The sequence below is a fragment of the Chitinophaga sp. SYP-B3965 genome, from assembly GCF_009647655.1.
Classification (GTDB): domain Bacteria; phylum Bacteroidota; class Bacteroidia; order Chitinophagales; family Chitinophagaceae; genus Chitinophaga.
Genome location: NZ_WJFD01000003.1, coordinates 152,955 through 172,205 on the forward strand (window position 1 = coordinate 152,955; position 19,251 = coordinate 172,205).

At 44.9% G+C, this 19,251-nt stretch carries 10 protein-coding genes; 4 read left to right on the plus strand and 6 right to left on the minus strand.

Features of this window, described 5'->3' with window-relative positions:
• Window positions 1–14 precede the first annotated feature (14 nt).
• Together GFS24_RS18415 and GFS24_RS18420 are read right to left on the minus strand one after the other, a co-directional pair.
• Window positions 15–4,769 (minus strand): T9SS type A sorting domain-containing protein, encoded by a 4,755-nt coding sequence (locus GFS24_RS18415; RefSeq protein WP_153661902.1) that lies wholly within the window; start codon window positions 4,767–4,769, stop codon window positions 15–17.
• Between the two features lie 65 nt (window positions 4,770–4,834).
• Window positions 4,835–5,911, minus strand: a complete 1,077-nt coding sequence (locus GFS24_RS18420) for a hypothetical protein (protein ID WP_153661904.1) — start codon at window positions 5,909–5,911, stop codon at window positions 4,835–4,837.
• Between the two features lie 61 nt (window positions 5,912–5,972).
• Between GFS24_RS18420 and GFS24_RS18425 the strand changes: the two genes are divergently transcribed.
• Window positions 5,973–6,710, plus strand: coding sequence for an SDR family oxidoreductase (locus tag GFS24_RS18425; protein ID WP_153661906.1), 738 nt, complete (start codon window positions 5,973–5,975; stop codon window positions 6,708–6,710).
• A 142-nt stretch (window positions 6,711–6,852) separates the two neighbouring features.
• Here the strand turns inward: GFS24_RS18425 and GFS24_RS18430 are convergent, their stop codons facing one another.
• The 4 genes from GFS24_RS18430 to GFS24_RS18445 form a co-directional block, all read right to left on the minus strand.
• Entirely contained in the window at window positions 6,853–8,472 is a 1,620-nt protein-coding gene (locus tag GFS24_RS18430) for a RagB/SusD family nutrient uptake outer membrane protein (RefSeq protein WP_153661908.1), read from the minus strand.
• A 9-nt stretch (window positions 8,473–8,481) separates the two neighbouring features.
• The gene (locus tag GFS24_RS18435) at window positions 8,482–11,694 is read right to left on the minus strand and encodes a TonB-dependent receptor (RefSeq protein WP_173003120.1); all 3,213 of its coding nucleotides are present in this window, start codon (window positions 11,692–11,694) and stop codon (window positions 8,482–8,484) included.
• A 191-nt stretch (window positions 11,695–11,885) separates the two neighbouring features.
• The gene (locus GFS24_RS18440; protein WP_153661912.1) at window positions 11,886–12,854 is read right to left on the minus strand and encodes a FecR family protein; all 969 of its coding nucleotides are present in this window, start codon (window positions 12,852–12,854) and stop codon (window positions 11,886–11,888) included.
• Window positions 12,855–12,905: 51 nt separating this feature from the next.
• A complete protein-coding gene (locus GFS24_RS18445) occupies window positions 12,906–13,508 on the minus strand; it encodes an RNA polymerase sigma factor (RefSeq protein WP_153661914.1) in 603 nt (200 codons plus the stop codon).
• Window positions 13,509–13,671: 163 nt separating this feature from the next.
• Here GFS24_RS18445 and GFS24_RS18450 point away from each other — a divergent pair, with 163 nt between their 5' ends.
• From GFS24_RS18450 to GFS24_RS18460, 3 genes are all read left to right on the plus strand, one after another.
• Window positions 13,672–14,256, plus strand: coding sequence for an RNA polymerase sigma factor (locus tag GFS24_RS18450; RefSeq protein ID WP_153661916.1), 585 nt, complete (start codon window positions 13,672–13,674; stop codon window positions 14,254–14,256).
• Between the two features lie 53 nt (window positions 14,257–14,309).
• A complete protein-coding gene (locus GFS24_RS18455; RefSeq protein WP_153661918.1) occupies window positions 14,310–15,482 on the plus strand; it encodes a FecR family protein in 1,173 nt (390 codons plus the stop codon).
• Between the two features lie 217 nt (window positions 15,483–15,699).
• The gene (locus tag GFS24_RS18460; protein ID WP_253906523.1) at window positions 15,700–19,242 is read left to right on the plus strand and encodes a SusC/RagA family TonB-linked outer membrane protein; all 3,543 of its coding nucleotides are present in this window, start codon (window positions 15,700–15,702) and stop codon (window positions 19,240–19,242) included.
• The last annotated feature ends 9 nt before the right edge of the window (window positions 19,243–19,251 follow it).

Genomic DNA, 19,251 nt, shown 5'->3' on the forward strand with positions numbered 1-19,251 from the left:
CTTTTTTATTTTACTTATTTTATGATGACCAGCTTCCCTTCTTTTTTAAGTCCACCGGTATGTACTATCACTATATAATAAATGCCGGCACTTAACCCTCTCACATCAATATCCTCTAACAACGTTTGCTCCACTTCCCGGAAGAAAACGATCTTCCCCTGTCCGTTCGCTATGGTAATTTTAAACATAGGCTGAGTGGATGAAACATGTACTACACTACTTGCCGGGTTAGGATATAAAAATAGTGGTGTAGGTTGTGTTATTTCCATTGTAATGGCATTGCTGGTAACAACAGGCATTGACGCACAGGTTGCATTACCCGCAAGTTCACAGGTTACCACGTTCCCATTGAGCAATGTACTACTGCTATAAGTATTCGAACTACCTGTCTGTACATTTTGCCCGTTCACCTTGAAAGTATACACAGGGTTTATTCCTCCATTTGCTGCTGTAGCGGTGAAAACAACCTCCATACCTACCGGCATCTTACTACCGGGGGTTACAGCCAGTGTTACTGCAGGTATTGCAGTATTGACAGTTACCTGGAAAGTAAGCGTAGCAGTTGCAAAACCATCAGATACCTGCACCGTAAATGCATCCGTACCGGCATAATTAGCTGCCGGCGTATAAGTAATACCGGTTGGTGTTACGTTAGCACCATTGCTATTTGCTGTAAAAGGCAACCCGCTGATCGTACCATGTGCTGCTGCATTTATAACAGTCCATGTGAGTGTTTGTCCGTTATCATTATCCCTGGTTTGCAACAGGTCCTGAATAGCAACATTGGTATTACTGCAGAGTGTTATTGCCTGTGTGCCGGAAACCGTAAAGACCGGCGATGTATTCACCGTGTATACCTCTCCTGCTGAATATGCTGCTGCAGCATTGCCTGCCAGATCTGTTATTCCTGTACCCGTCATATCCAGGCGTATCGTTCCACTCGTTACAACATTATTTACCGTTACATCTATTACAGTACCTTGATTGGCCGATACAATAGCGATCGTACCATTTGCAGTTCCTGTTTTCCCTAATACAAATGCACCTGTACTTATTCCTTTTACAATTTCACTGAAAGTAACGCGATACACAACACTGCCTGCACCGGCAATAGGTGTTAAAGGAGATAACCTGTTAATACTGAGCACTACAGGCGCCGTTCTGTCAAACGTTACACTGGTAGCAGCAGATGTTACTGATACTCCTGCATTCCCTGCCAGATCCTGAAATGCAATGCTGAATGCCACATTACCTTCTGCATCACCACCCGCCATCGTATAAACAGCAGACCAGTTATTAGCACCGGTATTTGTGGCGGTTACTGTATGACCTGCAATGGATACTACAGGTGTCGCAATCATTTCGCTGGAAGTAAAATTCAATGTAACAACATCCCCTGTTTTTGCCAGGGAGTTATTGGCAGAGATCGTTACCGGGTTTAATACAGGAGTGGTTTTATCAAACGTTACAGTACTTGCAGCAGATGTTACTGATACTCCTGCATTCCCTGCCAGATCCTGAAATGCAATACTGAATGCCACGATACCTTCTGCATCACTACCTGCCATTGTATAAACCGCAGACCAGTTATTAGCACCGGTATTTGTGGCGGTTACTATATGACCTGCAATAGATACTACAGGCGTAGCAATCATTTCGCTGGAAGTAAAATTCAATGTAACAACATCTCCTGTTTTGGCCAGGGAGTTATTGGAAGAGATCGTTACCGGGTTTAAAATCGGTGCCGTTCTATCAAATGTTACACTACTTGCAGCAGATGTTACTGGCACACCTGCATTCCCTGCTACATCCTGAAACGCAATACTGAATGCCACGATACCTTCTGCATCACTACCTGCCATCGTATAAACGGCAGACCAGTTATTACCCCCAGTATTTGTGGCGGTTATTATATGACCTGCCATGGATACTACAGGTGCCACAATTATTTCGCTGGAAGTGAAATTCAATGTAACAACATCTCCCGTTTTTGCCAGTGAATTATTGGAAGAGATGGTTACCGGGTTTAATACAGGAACAGTACGGTCAAAAGTAATTGCAGAAGGAGAAGTAACCGCAGCCGCTGCATTTCCTGCAAGATCGCTGCAGGCAATATCAAATGCAATAAGCCCTTCTGCATCGCTGTTCGTCATTGTATAATTTGCGGTGTAGTTATTGCCGCCGGTATTGGTAACCGGTATTACCTGGCCTGCGATAGTTACCACAGGTGTAAAAACTGTTTCACTGGTGGTAAACTGCAAAGTAATAATGTTCCCCACCTTTGCTTGTGCAGGAATAGTGTTATCAGAAACAATGGTTACAGGACTCAATACGGGTAAGGTCCTGTCAAATCTCACCGCACTGGAATTTGTGGTAGCTGTTACTGCTACACCTGCATTCGCTGCCTGATCACTGAAGGCAATGCTGAACGCCAGCATACCCTCCACATCAGTATTCACCATGGTATAAACCGCAGACCAGTTATTGCCCCCTACGTTACTGGCTGTTACCGTGTGGCCAGCAATAGATACTGCAGGTGGAAGGATCATTTCGTTCGAAGTAAAGTTCAGCGTAATAACATCTCCTGTTTGGGCCAGAGAAGTATTATCATTATCGGAGGTTATACTTACCGCTGATAATACAGGTACATTCGTATCAATAACAATATCTTTCTGTATTCCCAAAGATGCCGCAACTGGTAATACAAGCGATGCATCCGTTCCATAAATATCTTTTATCGTTCCTCCGGCCAGTGACAAAACATCCAGATCAGCCACATCCTCACCAGCGCCAACAGTATAATTAAATATAAGTACAGCAGTGCCTGAACCAGCTGCATAAGAGGCCGTGCTGCCTGAGTTAAGTGATACAACAGGTGTACCTGTTACCACTACATCAGAAGTAAAAGTAACCGTAACAGGAATAACCGTTCCTGCTTTATAATGCCCATCAGCGATATTTGCACTTACTGAACTGATCACCGGTGCGGTGACGAATGAAAGGATGTTGCCATTATTCGTACCTGCATTATTGGTAGCCGCAACCCTGTAATAATATTGTGTAGAAGGTATTAATCCTGTAATGTTAGTACGTACCGTAGTTGCAGATGCACTTCCCAGGATACTGGTGGCTATAGGTGTCGTCGTACTAATTGTTCCCAGTGCCGGTGTTAATGTGGGATCAGCAGAATATGTAAAAGTGATGTTGCTGATATTACCCTGAAGTGGCTCAACAGTAGCTTTCAACCCTGCACTGGTGGTCAGGATATTTTCTGCAGGCAAGGTAACAGTTGCAGGAGCATCTGCTCCAAGATACTGTACAGGATTCAAGGTAGCAGTGTTGACATTATATGTTTCTGAACCTGCTGCCCCATTGTATTCCATCACCATCACATTGAATTTCTGCCCTGATGCAACGGTTATCCGGTTCATATTTACAGCAGCGGAAAGACCCTGGCCAGAACCCATACCATTATAAACACAATACCAGCCGGAAGTGCCTACCCTCCCTCCTGTCGTTACAGAGACAGAATCCGTGAACGCGGTATAGGTAGTATTATTAACCACCGGCGGTATTGCCGGCCCGGTTGTTACAGTTTCATTTCTTACAAACACGGCACAGCGATTCCCGTTTCCACGCACCCAGCTAATAAGTACACGCCTGCGGTCTGTATAATTCGGCGTTATGGTAACGTCGGAAGCTTGTACCGTAGGAACAGCAATAGTGGTAAGATTAGCTATATTAGTAGTAGCTGAGGTGCCATATGTTTCCCAACCTGTGGCGCCATTGTAACTAACTGCCATTACCCGGTAGCTGGTACCCGGATTAAGACCTGTTACGTCTACAGAAGGCACTCTCCCCTTATATACACAATACCAGCCGGAAGAGCCGATCTGTGATCCATTTCCAAAAACCGTGTTAGCCGTATAAGTGGTGAGATCTGCCGGACTTGCCGTACCTGTGTTCCCTTCTTTCATAAATACAGCCACGGCATCTCCCGTGCCAGCAACATCCGTCCAGTTGATCTTAGCGGTAATACCTGTAACGGAAGCAACAGTAGTAGTGACTGCAGCGGTTGGTGCAAAGTTCGAAGGAGCCTCAAAATCAAGATCATCTATCATCACCGGGTATTGGCCATTTGGTACATGAATACGTATTTCATCCAGGAATTCCCAGTCTGAACCGAATGAAAGATAGGTGCCGGAAAATGCATCAGGTGGATTATAAGAGATATCCGTGGGACTTGTTGAAGAAAAATTAGGGTCCCCTAAATAGAGCACCGTATTAGCCACCATTCTACCACCCCGGTATCCTTGTATGGCCACCTGAGTGGTATTTCCTTTTCCAATACAGAGGTACATAGTTCTTAACCAAAAATTCCCTACCGGAGCAGTAAGCGCCCCCAATGGCGCAAAAGTGATCCTGTATTCAGCAGCCCCCGTCCCAGTGCTGCCAGGAATTGATCCACCTGGTCCTGCATTAAAAAAAAAGGCATTTCCATTACGGAACCTGGCAGGATCGCCAAGATTACCAAGGTACATACCGAGGCCCGCAAAATCGACCGGACTGATATACTGAAAGGTCAAAGGCAATGTTGGATCATCATTAAAAGTAACTGATCGCGGGGCGATTGTAAGGATTGGTGAAAAGCTTTCAAAGTCCTGATCCGCAGGAACTTTTTGCGCCCGTAAGCCCGTATTAAAAAGGAAAATGGAAATAAAGGAAATTGCTATTCCCTTGAGGTATAGGTGTTTGTAGAGTTGAGGCATGTTGGTCTTTATAGGTATAAGGTAGTCGAAATTACAAATCAGGCATTAAGATAATATAAATATGGCTAAAAAGCCCCCATTAGCCACGGATCTCCCATGTTCGTTGTATTTATTTTAGGAGCAATACCGGCTTTCCCGCTCGTCATTTCATATTCGTAGAATCCCTTTGCATTACTGGTAGATAAACCAAAGTACAGATTGTTACCATCCCGGAAAATGTTACCCGCATAACCAGTGGAAGCTGGGAGATCGATCTTCGTCACCTTTTTATCGATCAGGTTTATTGAAAAAGCGCCAAACTGTTGACTTCCTGTCAAAGCACCCATACTGAATAATATATTGCTTCCTGCATAATATGAACACGATAAATGATCAATTGTACCAGGCGCTCCTATGCCAAAGAAATAATCAACATCGAAAGAAGACTGGCCGTTCTTTATGCGCAGGAAACCATTCTGTTCTGGTTTGTCAGCTCCGCAGTATAAATAAAAATCGCCATTCTCCGTAAAGAAAACCGCAGATGTTGTATTGTCCGTATAAGCTCCACGGTCATCTGTTACACTCGTCACCGCATTACCATTTTTTGTATCAATGATCAGCACCTGCGCTGGACTGGGAACTGTTTTACCACTATAACGCTGATTACATACAACAAATAATTTCCCATTGGAGAATGCCATCAAAGTAGCGTCCGGATCAGCATCACTTATCCCAAAGGAGGAAATATCTACAGTTCCCTGACCGGCCATTGTACTGGGGTCCCAGGCCATGATCTTCGCGCTTCCTTTCAGAGAAGAATATCCCAAACGATCACTTACAATGATCATATCTGATGCACCAGTAGCTGGCACCAGGCGAAGCACCCCTCTTTCTGTTATATCCCCGTTAGGAAAACGATGATACTTTTTAATCGAATCATTATCCGGTTCCAGGATGAACAGGTCCTCTCCTATGGATCTAACGATGGGAGATAAGGCGAGTTCCGGATTCCTCGAAGTAGGAAAATGATTCAGGGTGTTCAGCGTACTAAAATGCGACTTTGCAGCACCATTTGTTACAATAAAGAATTTATCCTCTTTATTAACGTCTTTATTCTTTATACAGCTGGTAATCAGTATTAAAAGGAACAGGGACTTTTTCATGTAGTTCAAAGATAGCAAGTTTCGGGTTTTAACCTACTATCGGATAAACAACCTTTGCTGTATGAAACTACAGAACAAAACAGCCCTGATCACTGGTGGCACCAGTGGCATTGGTTTAGCAACAGCACAGGATTTTATTAAAGAAGGCGCAAAAGTGATCATTACTGGTCGTGATGAAACAACATTGAATGAGGCCGTTCAGCAACTTGGCGAGAACGCATCCGGGATAGTTTGTGATGCAGGAAATATGCAGGATATCCTGGCACTACCTGGAAAAATAACATCGCTTGATATTCTTTTCTGCAATGCCGGATATGGTAAATTTGCTCCTATTGAAGCCGTTACAACACAACAGTTTGATGAGCTTTTTGATGTACTCGTGAAAGGTGTTTTCTTCACAACACAAGCTTTACTTCCATTGATGAAAGAAGGTGGCGCTATCATCTTTAATACTTCTGTTGTTACGTTATACGGCTCTCCCTATGCTTCCATTTATTCAGCGGCCAAATCAGCAGTAGCATCTTTCATCAAAACATTCGCTACAGAATGTACAACAAGAGGGATACGCGTGAATGGTGTAAGCCCTGGTTACACAGAATCAAAGGGTTTTGAAAAAACCGGCTTGTCTGCGGAGCAGATTGAAGGCGTTAAACAATCCGTTATTCCCACATTACCATTTAAGCGATTTGGTAAAGCCATGGAAATTGCCAAAGCTGTTAGTTTCCTGGCTTCTGATGATGCATCTTATCTGCACGCAACAGAATTGGTTGTAGATGGCGGATATTCCACCATAAAATAACAGTGCCTCCGGGAAACCGGAGGTCCTGCATTTCTACTGGAACAGGCCATCAAATTTCGCCGTACCCGCTATATATACGAATAAAAAAACCGGCTACCCTGAAAGTCTCCTTTCAAAGCAGCCGGCCTCTCATTAATATAATCTAGTATCCGGGGTTCTGCTTTATATTAGCATTCCCCTGTATTTCCTGAATAGGGATCGGCCACACATAATCACGATCCGGGTTAAATTTCCGGGTTTCCACCACCACAGCTTGTCCGGTTGCAGGATTGGTAGCTCCCATCACTGTTACGCCCATCACTTTATCCGCTATCTTCCATCTTCTGATATCAAACCAGCGGCTGCCTTCAAAAGCCAGTTCTATTCTCCTTTCACGACGATATAGTTCACGCATTTTTGCTTCGCTGTTGTAAACTGCTGCATCCACATTCGGCATGTTGGAGCGGTTACGGATCTCGTTAAGATAATTGATCACATCCGGATCATTCCACTGACCACCTTCCACCAATGCTTCTACCCTCATCAGCATGATATCCGCAAGGCGGAAGATCATAAAGTCCAATGTTCCGGTAGAAGGCCTTGTTCTGTCCATAGACACATCGCAGTATTTCCTTACAAAATATCCGGTACGTGATGAGTTAATAGCACCGATCGCACATGGATTAGGAGCAGGTGCAAAAGGATTCACTGCTGTATAAAAAACCGCGCCGGGATAAACGATCGTAGCGGCCAAACGGGGGTCCCGGTTATTTTTAAAATTGGGATCTTTCCTGTAGGCTGCTATACTGTCTGCACCCAGTTCGAAGATCGTTTTACCTTGTCTCGTTTCATATTCGTCCACAAAACTTTGTGTGGGATTCACGTTAGCTGTGCCGGCAGCATTAGGTGGTGCAAGCCGTAAATATACACCTTGCTGCAACTGGTTGGAAAGGATCCTTTCTTTATTGAATTCTCCTTTATACAGGAAGAGGTTCAGGTAATTATCTGTGGCGGCGGGTTTGTACAATTCGTACATCTTTCCACCGGCAGGATCAGTAAGGTCTACCACTTCTTTTGCTGTAGTAGCAGCTTCAGGATATTTAAGCGCATTCAGCAGGGCAAATGTTTTGATAGACAGCGCCGCACCTTTTGTAACTCTGTAAGGAAGATCACCGCTATAGCTATATGGAAGGCCTGCAGCACATTCTGTCAATTCGGAAGTAACAAAGTTGAGGATCTCTTCTTTGGTACTCTTCTTCAGATAAGAGTCATTGGGACCTACATCTTCTTTTACGATAGGAATTTCTCCATAGTACATGAACAGTTCCAGGTGGAAAAGCGCCCTGTATGTTCTTACTTCCAGCATATACTGCGCAAGTTTGTCAGGATCAACATATGCTTTGCCTGCATATTTGAGGAACCTGTTGCAGGTGCGTATTTTCAGGTAGGCATCACGCCAGAAAGGGAAGATCAGCATGTAAGCAGAAGATGGCGGATTGGAGTTACCATTGCCCAGTGCAAACTGGTTGATCTCCGGAAGAAAGTTGGCCGTCCATACCGCATCATCCGTTAACGCGCTGAGAGATATCCGGCTATTAGGGCCGTATTGAAAACCACCTGTAGGAAGTTGGGACGCAAGGAACTGCATCACAGCAATGAGTTGTTGATCTGTTTCCCAGAATTTTTCGTCTACCGTATCGATCGGGTTATCCCTGGTAAGAAAATCCTTATCGCAGGAAGTAACACTGATCAGCAGCAATAGGCACAGTAATATTTTTTTCATAAAATTACTTTATAATTTAATGTTCACACCCAGTGTATAGAACCGCATGAGCGGATATGTATTATCAGTTCCTTTTGTTTCCGGATCAAGATATTTCATGCCGGTAAATGTAAAAGGGTTCTGGGTGTTGAAATAAACGCGGGCATTGGTGATGCCTGCTCTTGTAAACAGTGGTGATTTGATCGTATAGCCGATCTGTATAAAACGGATCCTTACAAAGGCGCCATTTGTACGCCAGTAATCAGAGAAGCGCGCATTATCTGTAGGGCTTGGTGTTATACGGGGATAAGCTGCATCTGTGTTAGTGGGCGTCCAGGTATCCTGTTGCCATACCATGGGCGTTCCGCCACCACCACTGAGGTTTAATGGTGTAATGTACCTTCCGCTGTAAAACACATCTGATGCGGTAAATCCATTCAGTAATGTTTCAACATCAAAGTTTTTAAATCCAAGGCGTACGTTCAGGAAGTAATTGGCTTGTGGATTGGTATTACCGATCGTTGTTTGATCTGCTTCTGTAATGGTGCCATCATTATTCAGGTCCATGTAGCGGATATCACCTGCTACCTGTGTTGGTCCGGAAGGCGTTTTGGATCCTATCATAGGTACACCGGCATCCACATCCTTTTGTTGTAACAGTCCCATCGCACGATATCCGTAAGCAGTTCCTATCGGTTGGCCTTCCTGCTGGATAGTATTCCCGGAGAAATAAGGACCGTCTTTAAGGCTCAGGATGGAATTTTTATAATAAGAGTAACCCGCATTAAAGTTGAGGGAAACTGCTTTGATACTAGTACCATAATTCACGGCAAACTCCCATCCTTTGTTTCGCACACTACCTGCATTGATAGGCTGAGGGCCGATGCCGGAAGAATAAGAGAGCGGGGCGCTCAGCAGGATATTTTCTGTGAGTTTGTTGTACCAGTCGAAAGTAAAGTTCAGTTTATCTTTGAACAATCCAATATCTACACCGGCGTCCAGCATTTTTACGCTTTCCCATGTGAGGTCAGGGTTACCGATCGTAGCTTCCGTACCATTCGTATTGGTAGTGCTCTGGTATTTGTACAATCCGATGCCCTGGTTATTACCAAGCAGGCCGTAAGATGTACGCAGTTTGAGGTTGCTGATGAATTTCACGCTCTGCATAAAAGGTTCTTTATGCATGTTCCAGCCTGCTGCTACAGAGGGGAAATATCCCCACTTGTTACCCTTCCCGAACTTAGATGAACCATCTGTGCGTAAGGTGCTTTCAAAAAGATATTTATCAGCAAAGATATAATTGACCTTCACAAAATAGGAGGCCAGTGTAGCTTCAGCGAACTGGTTGGACTGATCAGGATTATCTGTTTCACGCGTAACACCGCCCAATGCATAGATCGTGTGTTTATTATACGTTTTGGTATAATCCACCGTAGCGGCCATGTATTGATAATTCCGTTTGTAAATGGCGGAAGTATGCGCAGCACCGTATTGGAAAAGCAAGGCGTTGGTATAATAATCAAGGAAGTTATAAGCATCACGGGAAGTGATATTACCCGTACTTAATAAACGGAACAGGTATTGTCCTTTTAATTTCAGGCCGGGAAGGATCTCCCATTGCGGTTGAAAATTGATGGAGATATTATCTTCACGGGATTTGGTAAAACCACCTTTCTCCAGTTCTGCTATGGGGTTCAGCATCTCTCCGTAGTTGCCATAAGCCTGGTAACCGTCTGACGCACGTAAGGGATATTTGGCTACAACATTAGGTGGGATCCTGAATGTTTCATACAATATATATCCTGCACCATCCCCGTCCTGGAAGTTGGTATAGCGATTAATAGGACGGCTTGTTTCTCTTCTTGAAAGGGATAAGTCGAGATACATAGATAAATTTTCACGCAGTGTAACACTTGTATTCGCTCTCAGGGAATATCTTTCGGCAGACGTTTGATTGATAATACCATCCTGCTGCAGGTAAGTACCATTCACCGCAAAGCGGGCCTGGCTGTTACCACCCGTTACACCAACGGAATGTTGCTGGGAGAACGCCTGGTCTTTCAGTACCAGGTTTTTCCAGTCTGTATTAGGATAAAGCAATGGATCAACACCATCACGTGTTTTCTGTATAACATCAGCAGCATAAATCGGATTGCCACCGATATTAGTCTGCGCGGCATTCACCATTTCCATATAGGTAGGCGCATCTACAAATTCAGGCAGGTAGGCGGCTTTCTGAAAACCGGCAAATCCATCGTACACAATATGCACCTGACCAGCCTGGCCACGTTTGGTAGTAACGATGATCACACCATTAGCAGCTCTTGATCCATATATAGATGCAGCTGCTGCATCCTTCAATACCGTTACACTTTCCACCGTTACAGGGTCCACATCGTTGATATTGGTGGGAACACCATCTACCAATACAAGCGGAGCCGTTGTGCCGAGTGTAGAGATACCGCGTATTTTAATAGCTGCAGCATCACCACCAGGAAGGCCGGAACTTTGTGTTACCGTAAGGCCCGTAATACCTCCCTGCAAAGCCTGAGATAATTGTGTGATAGGTTTACCTTCTATATTCGACTTCACATTCAGAGAGCTGATGGAATTGGCCAGGTGTTTCATCTTCTGTTCAGAGTAACCTGTTACCACTACCTGATCCAGCGTGGAAACATTTTCCGGCAATGCAATTGTAAGGTTGTCCCTGTTATTGATAACCGGATACTCAAAAGACTTATAACCGGTATGAGAAAAGATGAGCACTTCTCCCGCACGCACTTTCAGTTCAAAATTACCTTTGTCATCTGTAGTGGTGGCACGGTTCTCTCCCTTTACGATCACCGTAGCGCCAGGTATAGGTATGGGAGGTTCTCCCGTATCAAACACCCGTCCGTTTATCTTGAAAAGACTGTCCGCAGATGATGATGTGGCCCGGCTTTCGTCCTCACGGATGATGATCTTGTTTTCGAGTGCAGTATACTTTAAGGGAAATGGACGAAGTAATTCATCCAGCACACTTTTGAGCGGTTTGTTACTGGCAGACAGGCTAACTCTATTCCTGTTCTGCAACACATTCCCACCATAGGTAAATGAAACCTTTCCCTGTGTGGCAATCTTGTCCAATGCATTTTTCAGTGTTTCCTGTTGCAGGTCAATAGTCACAGGGTTATTCAATACGCCTTGTGCAAATGTGGTGCGAAAAGGAAAAAATGATACAATGATTATTAGCGCAGTTTTCATTCGTGAAAGCAAAAAACCTGCGATAGGTATATTTTTTTTCATACCTTTATTTCGTTACGTAATTAGTAATTACCGCTTGTATATACAGTACAGCAGTTATTCTTTTAATGTCAATGCATAATGATCCCGGTCACGCCGGGATTTTTATCTGGCGCTAGTTTACCATGCTGGAATAATTTTAGTGAAAGATCCTATTTATGTATTTCCCATCCCGTGGAGGTTTGTTTTAACCGTGCATTATACGTTAAGCTGATCTGTTGTAATACCACGTCCAGTTTATCTTTCTTCTGATCAAAGTCCCCGTAGTAAGTGATCCCCTGTAGCTGTTTATCAAGCCTGATAGTAGTGTTGTAGGTCCTTTCGATATCGCTGATCACATTCTTTAAAACCTCTCCTTCATATTTGAACACCCCTTCTTTACGTGCCAGTGCTGCAGTTGCATCGGGATAATCTTCTTTCTTCAGCTTTCCGCTTGCTGTATTAAAAACGGCCCGCTGATAAGGAGACAGCAGCACTTTGTTAGTATTTGCATCCACGCTTACTTTACCGGTCAGCAATACTATTTCTATATCCGCACGATCGTTATAAGCCTGCACATTAAAGGTGGTGCCAAGTACAGTGGTATTGGTTTTACCGGTATGTACAATGAAAGGATGTTCGTCATCTTTGGCTACATCAAAAAAGGCCTCTCCCTGGAGCGTTATTTCCCTTGAATTCTCCCGATAGCTCAGGCTACTGGCGGGTGCAAGCCATATACTTGTACCATCTGCTAATTGGAATTGTCTCCTTTCCCCTTTCAGGGTGGTCACATGTATCTCCCGGTTCAATATCCCCGTCATATAATCACGGCCAAAATAAAGCGTAGTAACTAATAGCGCCAATGAAGCAGCGATGGATAAGCTGACAATAGTACGTCTGCGTAAATGAACAACCCGTTTTTCTTTGAGGAAGGTTTTACCTGCCACCTGCTGGTATACCTGTTTCAGCGCTTCTTTCATATCTTCCTGCTCAGCCTCAGTGGTGTCAGATGCCAGTAATTCATTGCGCACTAATCTCCTGAGGTCGCTTTCGCCCTCTTTGGAATCAAAATACTGCAATAAAAAGGTGACCTCCTCCGGAGAGCATTCATTATTCAGATAACGTTTAAACAATTCTTCCATTAATAGCTAATACGGGGTTGTTGACTTTTCTCCCTGCTCCCTGAAAAAAAATTATTTAAGGAGAAGGCGGATGATACAAAAGGAGAGTAAAGTAGCAATATGGTCAGAGAGAAGTATATGTTGGCGGATAGCGCGGGTGGCTTTCAGGAGATGGTCACTGATGGTAGATACAGAGATCCCCATCAGCAGGCTCACTTCCTTATAACTTTTCCCCTCAAACTTACACAGTTCAAATACACGTTTGCGCTGGGGTGGTAAAAGGTTGATGGCCCTGTTCAGGATAACGTTCTTCTCCCGTTCATAGATACCTTCTTCCACATGCAGGTAAGGTTCTGAGGTAAGGTACATCAGCTGTTTACCCAGCTTTTTGTCCTGTGCGGCTTTCCGGAAGAAATCCACTACACAGTTCTCTGCAATGCGAAAAAGGTAAGAGCGGAAAGATCTGTCAGGGTCCAGCGTATAGCGCTTTTCCCATAACCGGATAAATACTTCCTGTAATATTTCCCGGGCAGCTTCGTCCTTCTTTGTCAGTTTCAGGAGAAAACCGAACATCCTGGGACTGTACAGATCGTATAACTGTGCAAAAGAATGTTCATCCCCAGCCTGAAGCTGAAGGAGTAATTCTCTTTCACTGATGATAGGTCTGCTTTTCATGCAAGAACAAAGAAAACTAAATAATCTTAAATCCTGTATTAAGTATAAATTAAGATAAAAAAATCCCCTGTCCGGGAAATAAGTAAGATTGGTTAAAATACTATCATTTTACAAGCGGCAAATTTTTGGCTATCTTACAAGCCAAACCAAAAGCTGATAATTATTGTCAGAAATCCAACCAAATCACGAACGCGAACTGCTGTTGCTAGTATCCCGGGGTGATGAACAGGCCTTTGAGAGATTGATCTATCTATACTCGGAGCGCGTATTCTTCCACGCACTTACTTTCGTCAAATCATGGCACCAGGCGGAAGAGCTCGTACAGGATATCTTTATGCGCATCTGGCAGAAACGCGACAAGCTGCAGCAGGTAGAGAACTGGGATAAATACCTTTTCACCGTCAGCAAAAATTTCCTGATCAATGCCATACGGCGCGCGGGGGAAAAGCTTGAGTTGGGCGAAGCGGATGATATACCCGATCTGCTCACACCCGATCAGCAGCATGAAAACAAGGAATTGCGCATCCTGCTGGATAAGGCCATTCAGCAACTACCAGAACAGAAACGCGCAGTTTTTACCATGATCCACCTGGAAGGTCAGAACCAGGAAAAGGTGGCCCAGGCATTAGGTATTGCCACCCGCACCGTGCGCTGGAACCTGGTTTCCGCCATAAACGAGATCAGGGATTTTCTGCATCGCCACGCGGTTGAGCCGCTTGCTGTTCTTTTGCTGCTTTGTTCCCTCTAAAAAAACTTAACTGTTTGTTGCCGCTTTTCTCCGTTAAGGGTGTCTATAGGTGTATGCATGAGAAGCAATCTATAGCCGAACTGATAGAGAAACATAACCGGGGAGTATTGTCTGCCACCGAAAAGGAGGCCTTTTTTCAATTATTTGAAAGGGATGATCTTGATCCGGAGGTAGAGAGTTATTTATGGCAAAACTACCAGCAGCAGGCGGAAACCACTGTCTGGCCGGAAGAGTTCCGTGAGCTGTTCGCAGCACGGATGGCCAAACGTATTATCCGGTCTTCACAGCCTATCCGCAGTTTGCCATCCCGCAAAACCCACTGGTGGCGGTATGCAGCAGCAGTGCTCCTTATTTTCGCCGGATCAGTGGCTTTTCTCCTCACCACAAAACAGCCCTCCCCAACAGATATAACAGTCCGGTCCGTGGTTTTACCTGGAACAAATGGCGCTGTGCTTACACTGGCCGATGGTACACAAGTGGTGCTGGACAGCCTGGGTAATGGTGTGGTGGCTTCCCAACAGGGAGCGAAAGTAGTACTGAAGAACGGTTTGCTGGAATACCAAAATACCGGCAATCCCACAGAGGCCAGTTATAATACACTGAACATTCCCCGTGGACGGCAGTTTCGGTTGACATTACCGGATGGCTCCAGGGTATGGCTCAACGCTGCCAGCTCCATAAAATATCCAACGGCCTTTGCCGGAAAGGAAAGAATGGTGGAAGTGAACGGCGAAGCATTTTTTGAAGTAGAAAAAGATGCTGCCAAACCCTTCATCGTCAAAGTAAATAACAGCACTGCTATTGAGGTATTGGGTACCAGCTTCAATGTAAATACTTACGAGCAGGAGGATATGATCAAAACAACATTGGTGGAAGGTGCCATCAGCATGAAAACGGATAGCGACCGCCAGATCCTCAAACCCGGCCAGCAGGCACAACTACAGGCCGGCAGATCCATGAAGATCGTAAGCAACATCAACATCAGCCAGGTAACAGCCTGGAAGAACGGATATTTTGATTTTAATGATGCAGACCTGCCCGTAATGATGCGCCAGCTGGAAAGATGGTACGACATACAGGTGGTATATGAAGGAAAAGTACCGGATGTTACTTTCAAAGGAAAGATGGACAGGAACGTACAGTTGGCTGATATGGTAGGCTTCCTGAAAAGCTTCGGAATAAAGGCCAGCATGCAGGAACGCAGATTAATCATTTCCGGCTCATGAGATAAACAATTCAACCATAGAACACCCCATACCTTCTGAATAAAAAAGCCGCCACGAGTTGCAGTCGCAGCGGCCATATAGTTCAGATGTTTTCGAATGAATATTACTAGTACACTTTCTTCAACAACCAAACCAAATGCAATTTATGCAAAAAAACGCTTGTGGTTACAGGTGGGCCAGGGGTAGGCGCCGTAATCTGACCAAAATCTTTGTAGTGATGAAGCTCACCTTGATTTTACTCACCACTTTTTTACTAAACGTCAGTGCTAAAAGCACCGCTCAAACAGTCACTTTTTCCGGAAAGAACGTTCCGCTGGAAAAGATCTTCGCAGACGTGGAAAAGCAAACTGGCTATTTTATCCTGTACACCGGTAAAACATTACAAAGCACCAGGCCAGTGACCATATCAGCAAAAGATATGGCGCTGAGAGATTTCCTGGACATTATCTTTCACGGCCAGCCATTGAAATACACCATGGCCAGTAAAACCATCACGGTTTCCAACCCTGAACAGCCAACTGTTCTGCCTTTTATCCCACAACCGGAAATCGTAGATGAAACCATCAGTATTCTTGTGAGGGACTCCCTGGGTAAACCGCTTTCCGGTGCTTCCATCAGTGTTATCAACAGAAGCACAGCCGGGATCACAGACGCCAAAGGCATGTTGCGTTTAAGCCTTGCTGAAGGAGATGTGTTAGTGATATCCTACGTAGGGTATGAAGCGAAAAAAGTGGTTATTGGATCAATTGTATTATCTGCCAAAAGCCTCACCGTTTCATTAACGCCGTCCGTTACCACCTTAGCTAATGTAGAAGTAACGATCAATACCGGTTATCAGCGTATCCGTCCGGAACAAAGCACCGGCGCTATTTCGCAGATCACCACAAAAGAATACGAATCAAGGGTGAGCACTAATTTCCTGGACGGTCTCGTGAACAGGATGCCCGGTCTCATGATCAATAATGATGTGAACTTCGTCAGCACTCCACCAAACAGCACTACATCAAGTGGCAGGGCGTTGTTCAACATCCGTGGTATCAGCACCATGTCTGCCAACCAGAGCCCACTGATCGTGGTAGATGGTTATCCTACAGAGCTCACACTGAACATGATAGATCCCAATGAGATCAAGTCTGTAACCATCCTCAAAGATGCTGCGGCGGCCACTATTTATGGTGTGCGTGCATCTAACGGTGTGATCGTGATCGAAAGGAAACAGGCAGCGGTGGGCAGGCCTAAATTTGCTTTCAGGGCTACCACCGGCATAACGCCTAAAGAAAATTATGCACGATACAGATGGGACGATAATGCCTCTTCTACCCTCACCAATTACTTTAAAGATCTGAACCTGAGCAGTGTGAATGCAAGTAGCTGGGCACAGGCTTCAACGGCTACCGGAGCGGTTGGCCGCAACAGGGTATGGTATATCATGGCGCAGGAAATGGCAAAAATGATCACACCGGACCAGGCTGCCAAAGCTTACGATGAGCTGAGGTCTTACGATAATATGGATGAATACAGCAAACTCTTCGAACGCTCCACTATCAGGCAAACCTATAACATGAATGTTTCCGGTGGCAGTCCTAATGCACAGTACTACATTACTGCCAACCATTCCCGCAACCGCCAGAGCCTGATCAACAATGATGATAACAGAACATTACTGAGCGCACGCAGTACGCTGAAGCTTTCCAAACGGCTCTCTCTGGAGCTGACCACAGATTACCTGGAAGAGGTAAATAACAGCTCCCCCTCCGTGAGCCTCACCTCATTCGCTCCCTACGAACGTTTCCGCGATGTGAACGGAAAACCGAACTTTATGTGGAGTGGCGGTATATCTCCTTATTACAATAATGTGCTCGTTTCACAGGGCCTTTATGACCAGCTCTATTATCCACTCACGGATATAAACGAGATCAACGCCAAAACGAAGACCACCAACAACAAGATCACCGCCAACTTTACCTATAATATCGCAAACGGACTGGACCTTAACTTCGGTGGTATCTATGAAACTTCCCGTACAGACTGGCGCTCACTGGCTTCAGAAAATTCTTCCACAGCCAGGAAGAATGTGAATGCTTATGTAACGGTAAACCCTGATGGTACACTCAAATTTAACGTACCCAAAGGCGGATATCTTCAACAGGAAGCTGCCAATACATCCAGCTATACCGGCCGTGCACAACTGAATTATAACAAACGTTTCGCAAGTGATCACTCCGTGAATGCCATTCTGGGCGCAGAGGTGAGGAACCTGATAGACAAAAGCAATATGACCACCTATTTCGGTTATAACGATGAAACGTTACTGCAGTCTCCGGTGGACATGGCCTCTATCAACACCTCAGCCATTAAGAACCCGTTTAATTTGTCAAGCCCTTTTGCGCGTGCGTTCGATGGTATGTTCAACCAGCAGTACACAGAAGACAGGTTTTTATCCGGTTATGCTAACATAGTATATTCTTATAAAAGCATTTATTCTGTTACCGGTAGTGTACGTATAGATCAGTCCAACCTTTTTGGTACCAATCCCAAATACAAATACAAGCCACTCTGGTCGTTAGGTGCAGCATGGAATCTTCATAGAGAGGAATTTATGCAGAACGTTGATTGGATAAGGATATTGAAACTGCGTGCTGCATATGGCTTTAACGGTAACGTAGCCAAAATGTCGCTGCCGCAGGTGATAGCCCAGGCACTGGTCAATGCAAACATTTCACCTGCTACCACATCGCTCTCGTTACTTTCTTATGCAAACAGCAGCCTGCGCTGGGAGCAAACCAATAACCTGAACATCGGTCTGGACTATCAGATCTTCAGAGGGATTTCCGGTACGGTGGACTACTATCAGAAGAAAAGCACAGACCTCCTGGGTAATGCGTACATCGATCCAACCATTGGTGGAAGCCCCACGCTTATCAACAGGGCTACGATCAACAATAAAGGCATCGAGATCAGTTTGCATGCAGACTGGATCTCTACCAAAAAGTTCAACTGGAATTCAGGTATCGTATTAGCCCGCAACACCAGCAAGGTGCTGGACGTGCTGCAGAAAGGAGATTACAATCCACAGACCCTGAACTTCCTGGGTTTTGTAAAAGGTTATCCGGTGGGCGCCATGTTCTCTTATCGTTACGCAGGGCTTGACAGTTTAGGTTATCCCATGATCTCGAACGGCAGAGGTAAGTTATACCATACTGACGTGAGCAGTTCCACCAGCCCAACAGCCGTTGCTATGAAGAGCGATACTTCCGGCCTTACTGTCTATTCAGGGTCCTCCATTCCTACCATAAATGCAGGTATCAGCAACAGGATAGATGTTGGGAACTTTTATTTCTTCTGCATGATCAACTATTATGGCGGATTCAAGGTAAGGGTTCCACGCCCAACCCCATCTGTAAACAGGCCACTGGAAGGAGCCGGCACTTATTGGAAAGTAAAAGGAGATGAGATGAATACCGATGTGATGACGCTGAAAGGTTATGGCCCGGGCAATGCTTCTGCGCCATATAACTACGCTGATAAATATGTGGTGAACGGAGACTACATCACCCTTGGTGACCTCACCGTATCCTACAGCCTGGATAATTTTGCATTTGTAAAAAAAGCAGGCATCTCTCATCTGGAAGTGAAAGCTCAGGCATCTAACGTGGTGACATTTGGCCTCAACAAATACAACTATAGCATGGCTACGCGCGGTTACGAGAAAGGTTATCTCACACCTACTTACACGTTCGCCATCTTTACCAACTTTTAAACTGTACAG

Coding starts and splice junctions, on each gene's coding strand:
- GFS24_RS18415 (WP_153661902.1), bottom strand. CDS start 4,769: ATGCCTCAACTCTACAAACACCTATACCTCAAGGGAATAGCAATTTCC.
- GFS24_RS18420 (WP_153661904.1), bottom strand. CDS start 5,911: ATGAAAAAGTCCCTGTTCCTTTTAATACTGATTACCAGCTGTATAAAG.
- GFS24_RS18425 (WP_153661906.1), top strand. CDS start 5,973: ATGAAACTACAGAACAAAACAGCCCTGATCACTGGTGGCACCAGTGGC.
- GFS24_RS18430 (WP_153661908.1), bottom strand. CDS start 8,472: ATGAAAAAAATATTACTGTGCCTATTGCTGCTGATCAGTGTTACTTCC.
- GFS24_RS18435 (WP_173003120.1), bottom strand. CDS start 11,694: ATGAAAACTGCGCTAATAATCATTGTATCATTTTTTCCTTTTCGCACC.
- GFS24_RS18440 (WP_153661912.1), bottom strand. CDS start 12,854: ATGGAAGAATTGTTTAAACGTTATCTGAATAATGAATGCTCTCCGGAG.
- GFS24_RS18445 (WP_153661914.1), bottom strand. CDS start 13,508: ATGAAAAGCAGACCTATCATCAGTGAAAGAGAATTACTCCTTCAGCTT.
- GFS24_RS18455 (WP_153661918.1), top strand. CDS start 14,310: ATGCATGAGAAGCAATCTATAGCCGAACTGATAGAGAAACATAACCGG.
- GFS24_RS18460 (WP_253906523.1), top strand. CDS start 15,700: ATGAAGCTCACCTTGATTTTACTCACCACTTTTTTACTAAACGTCAGT.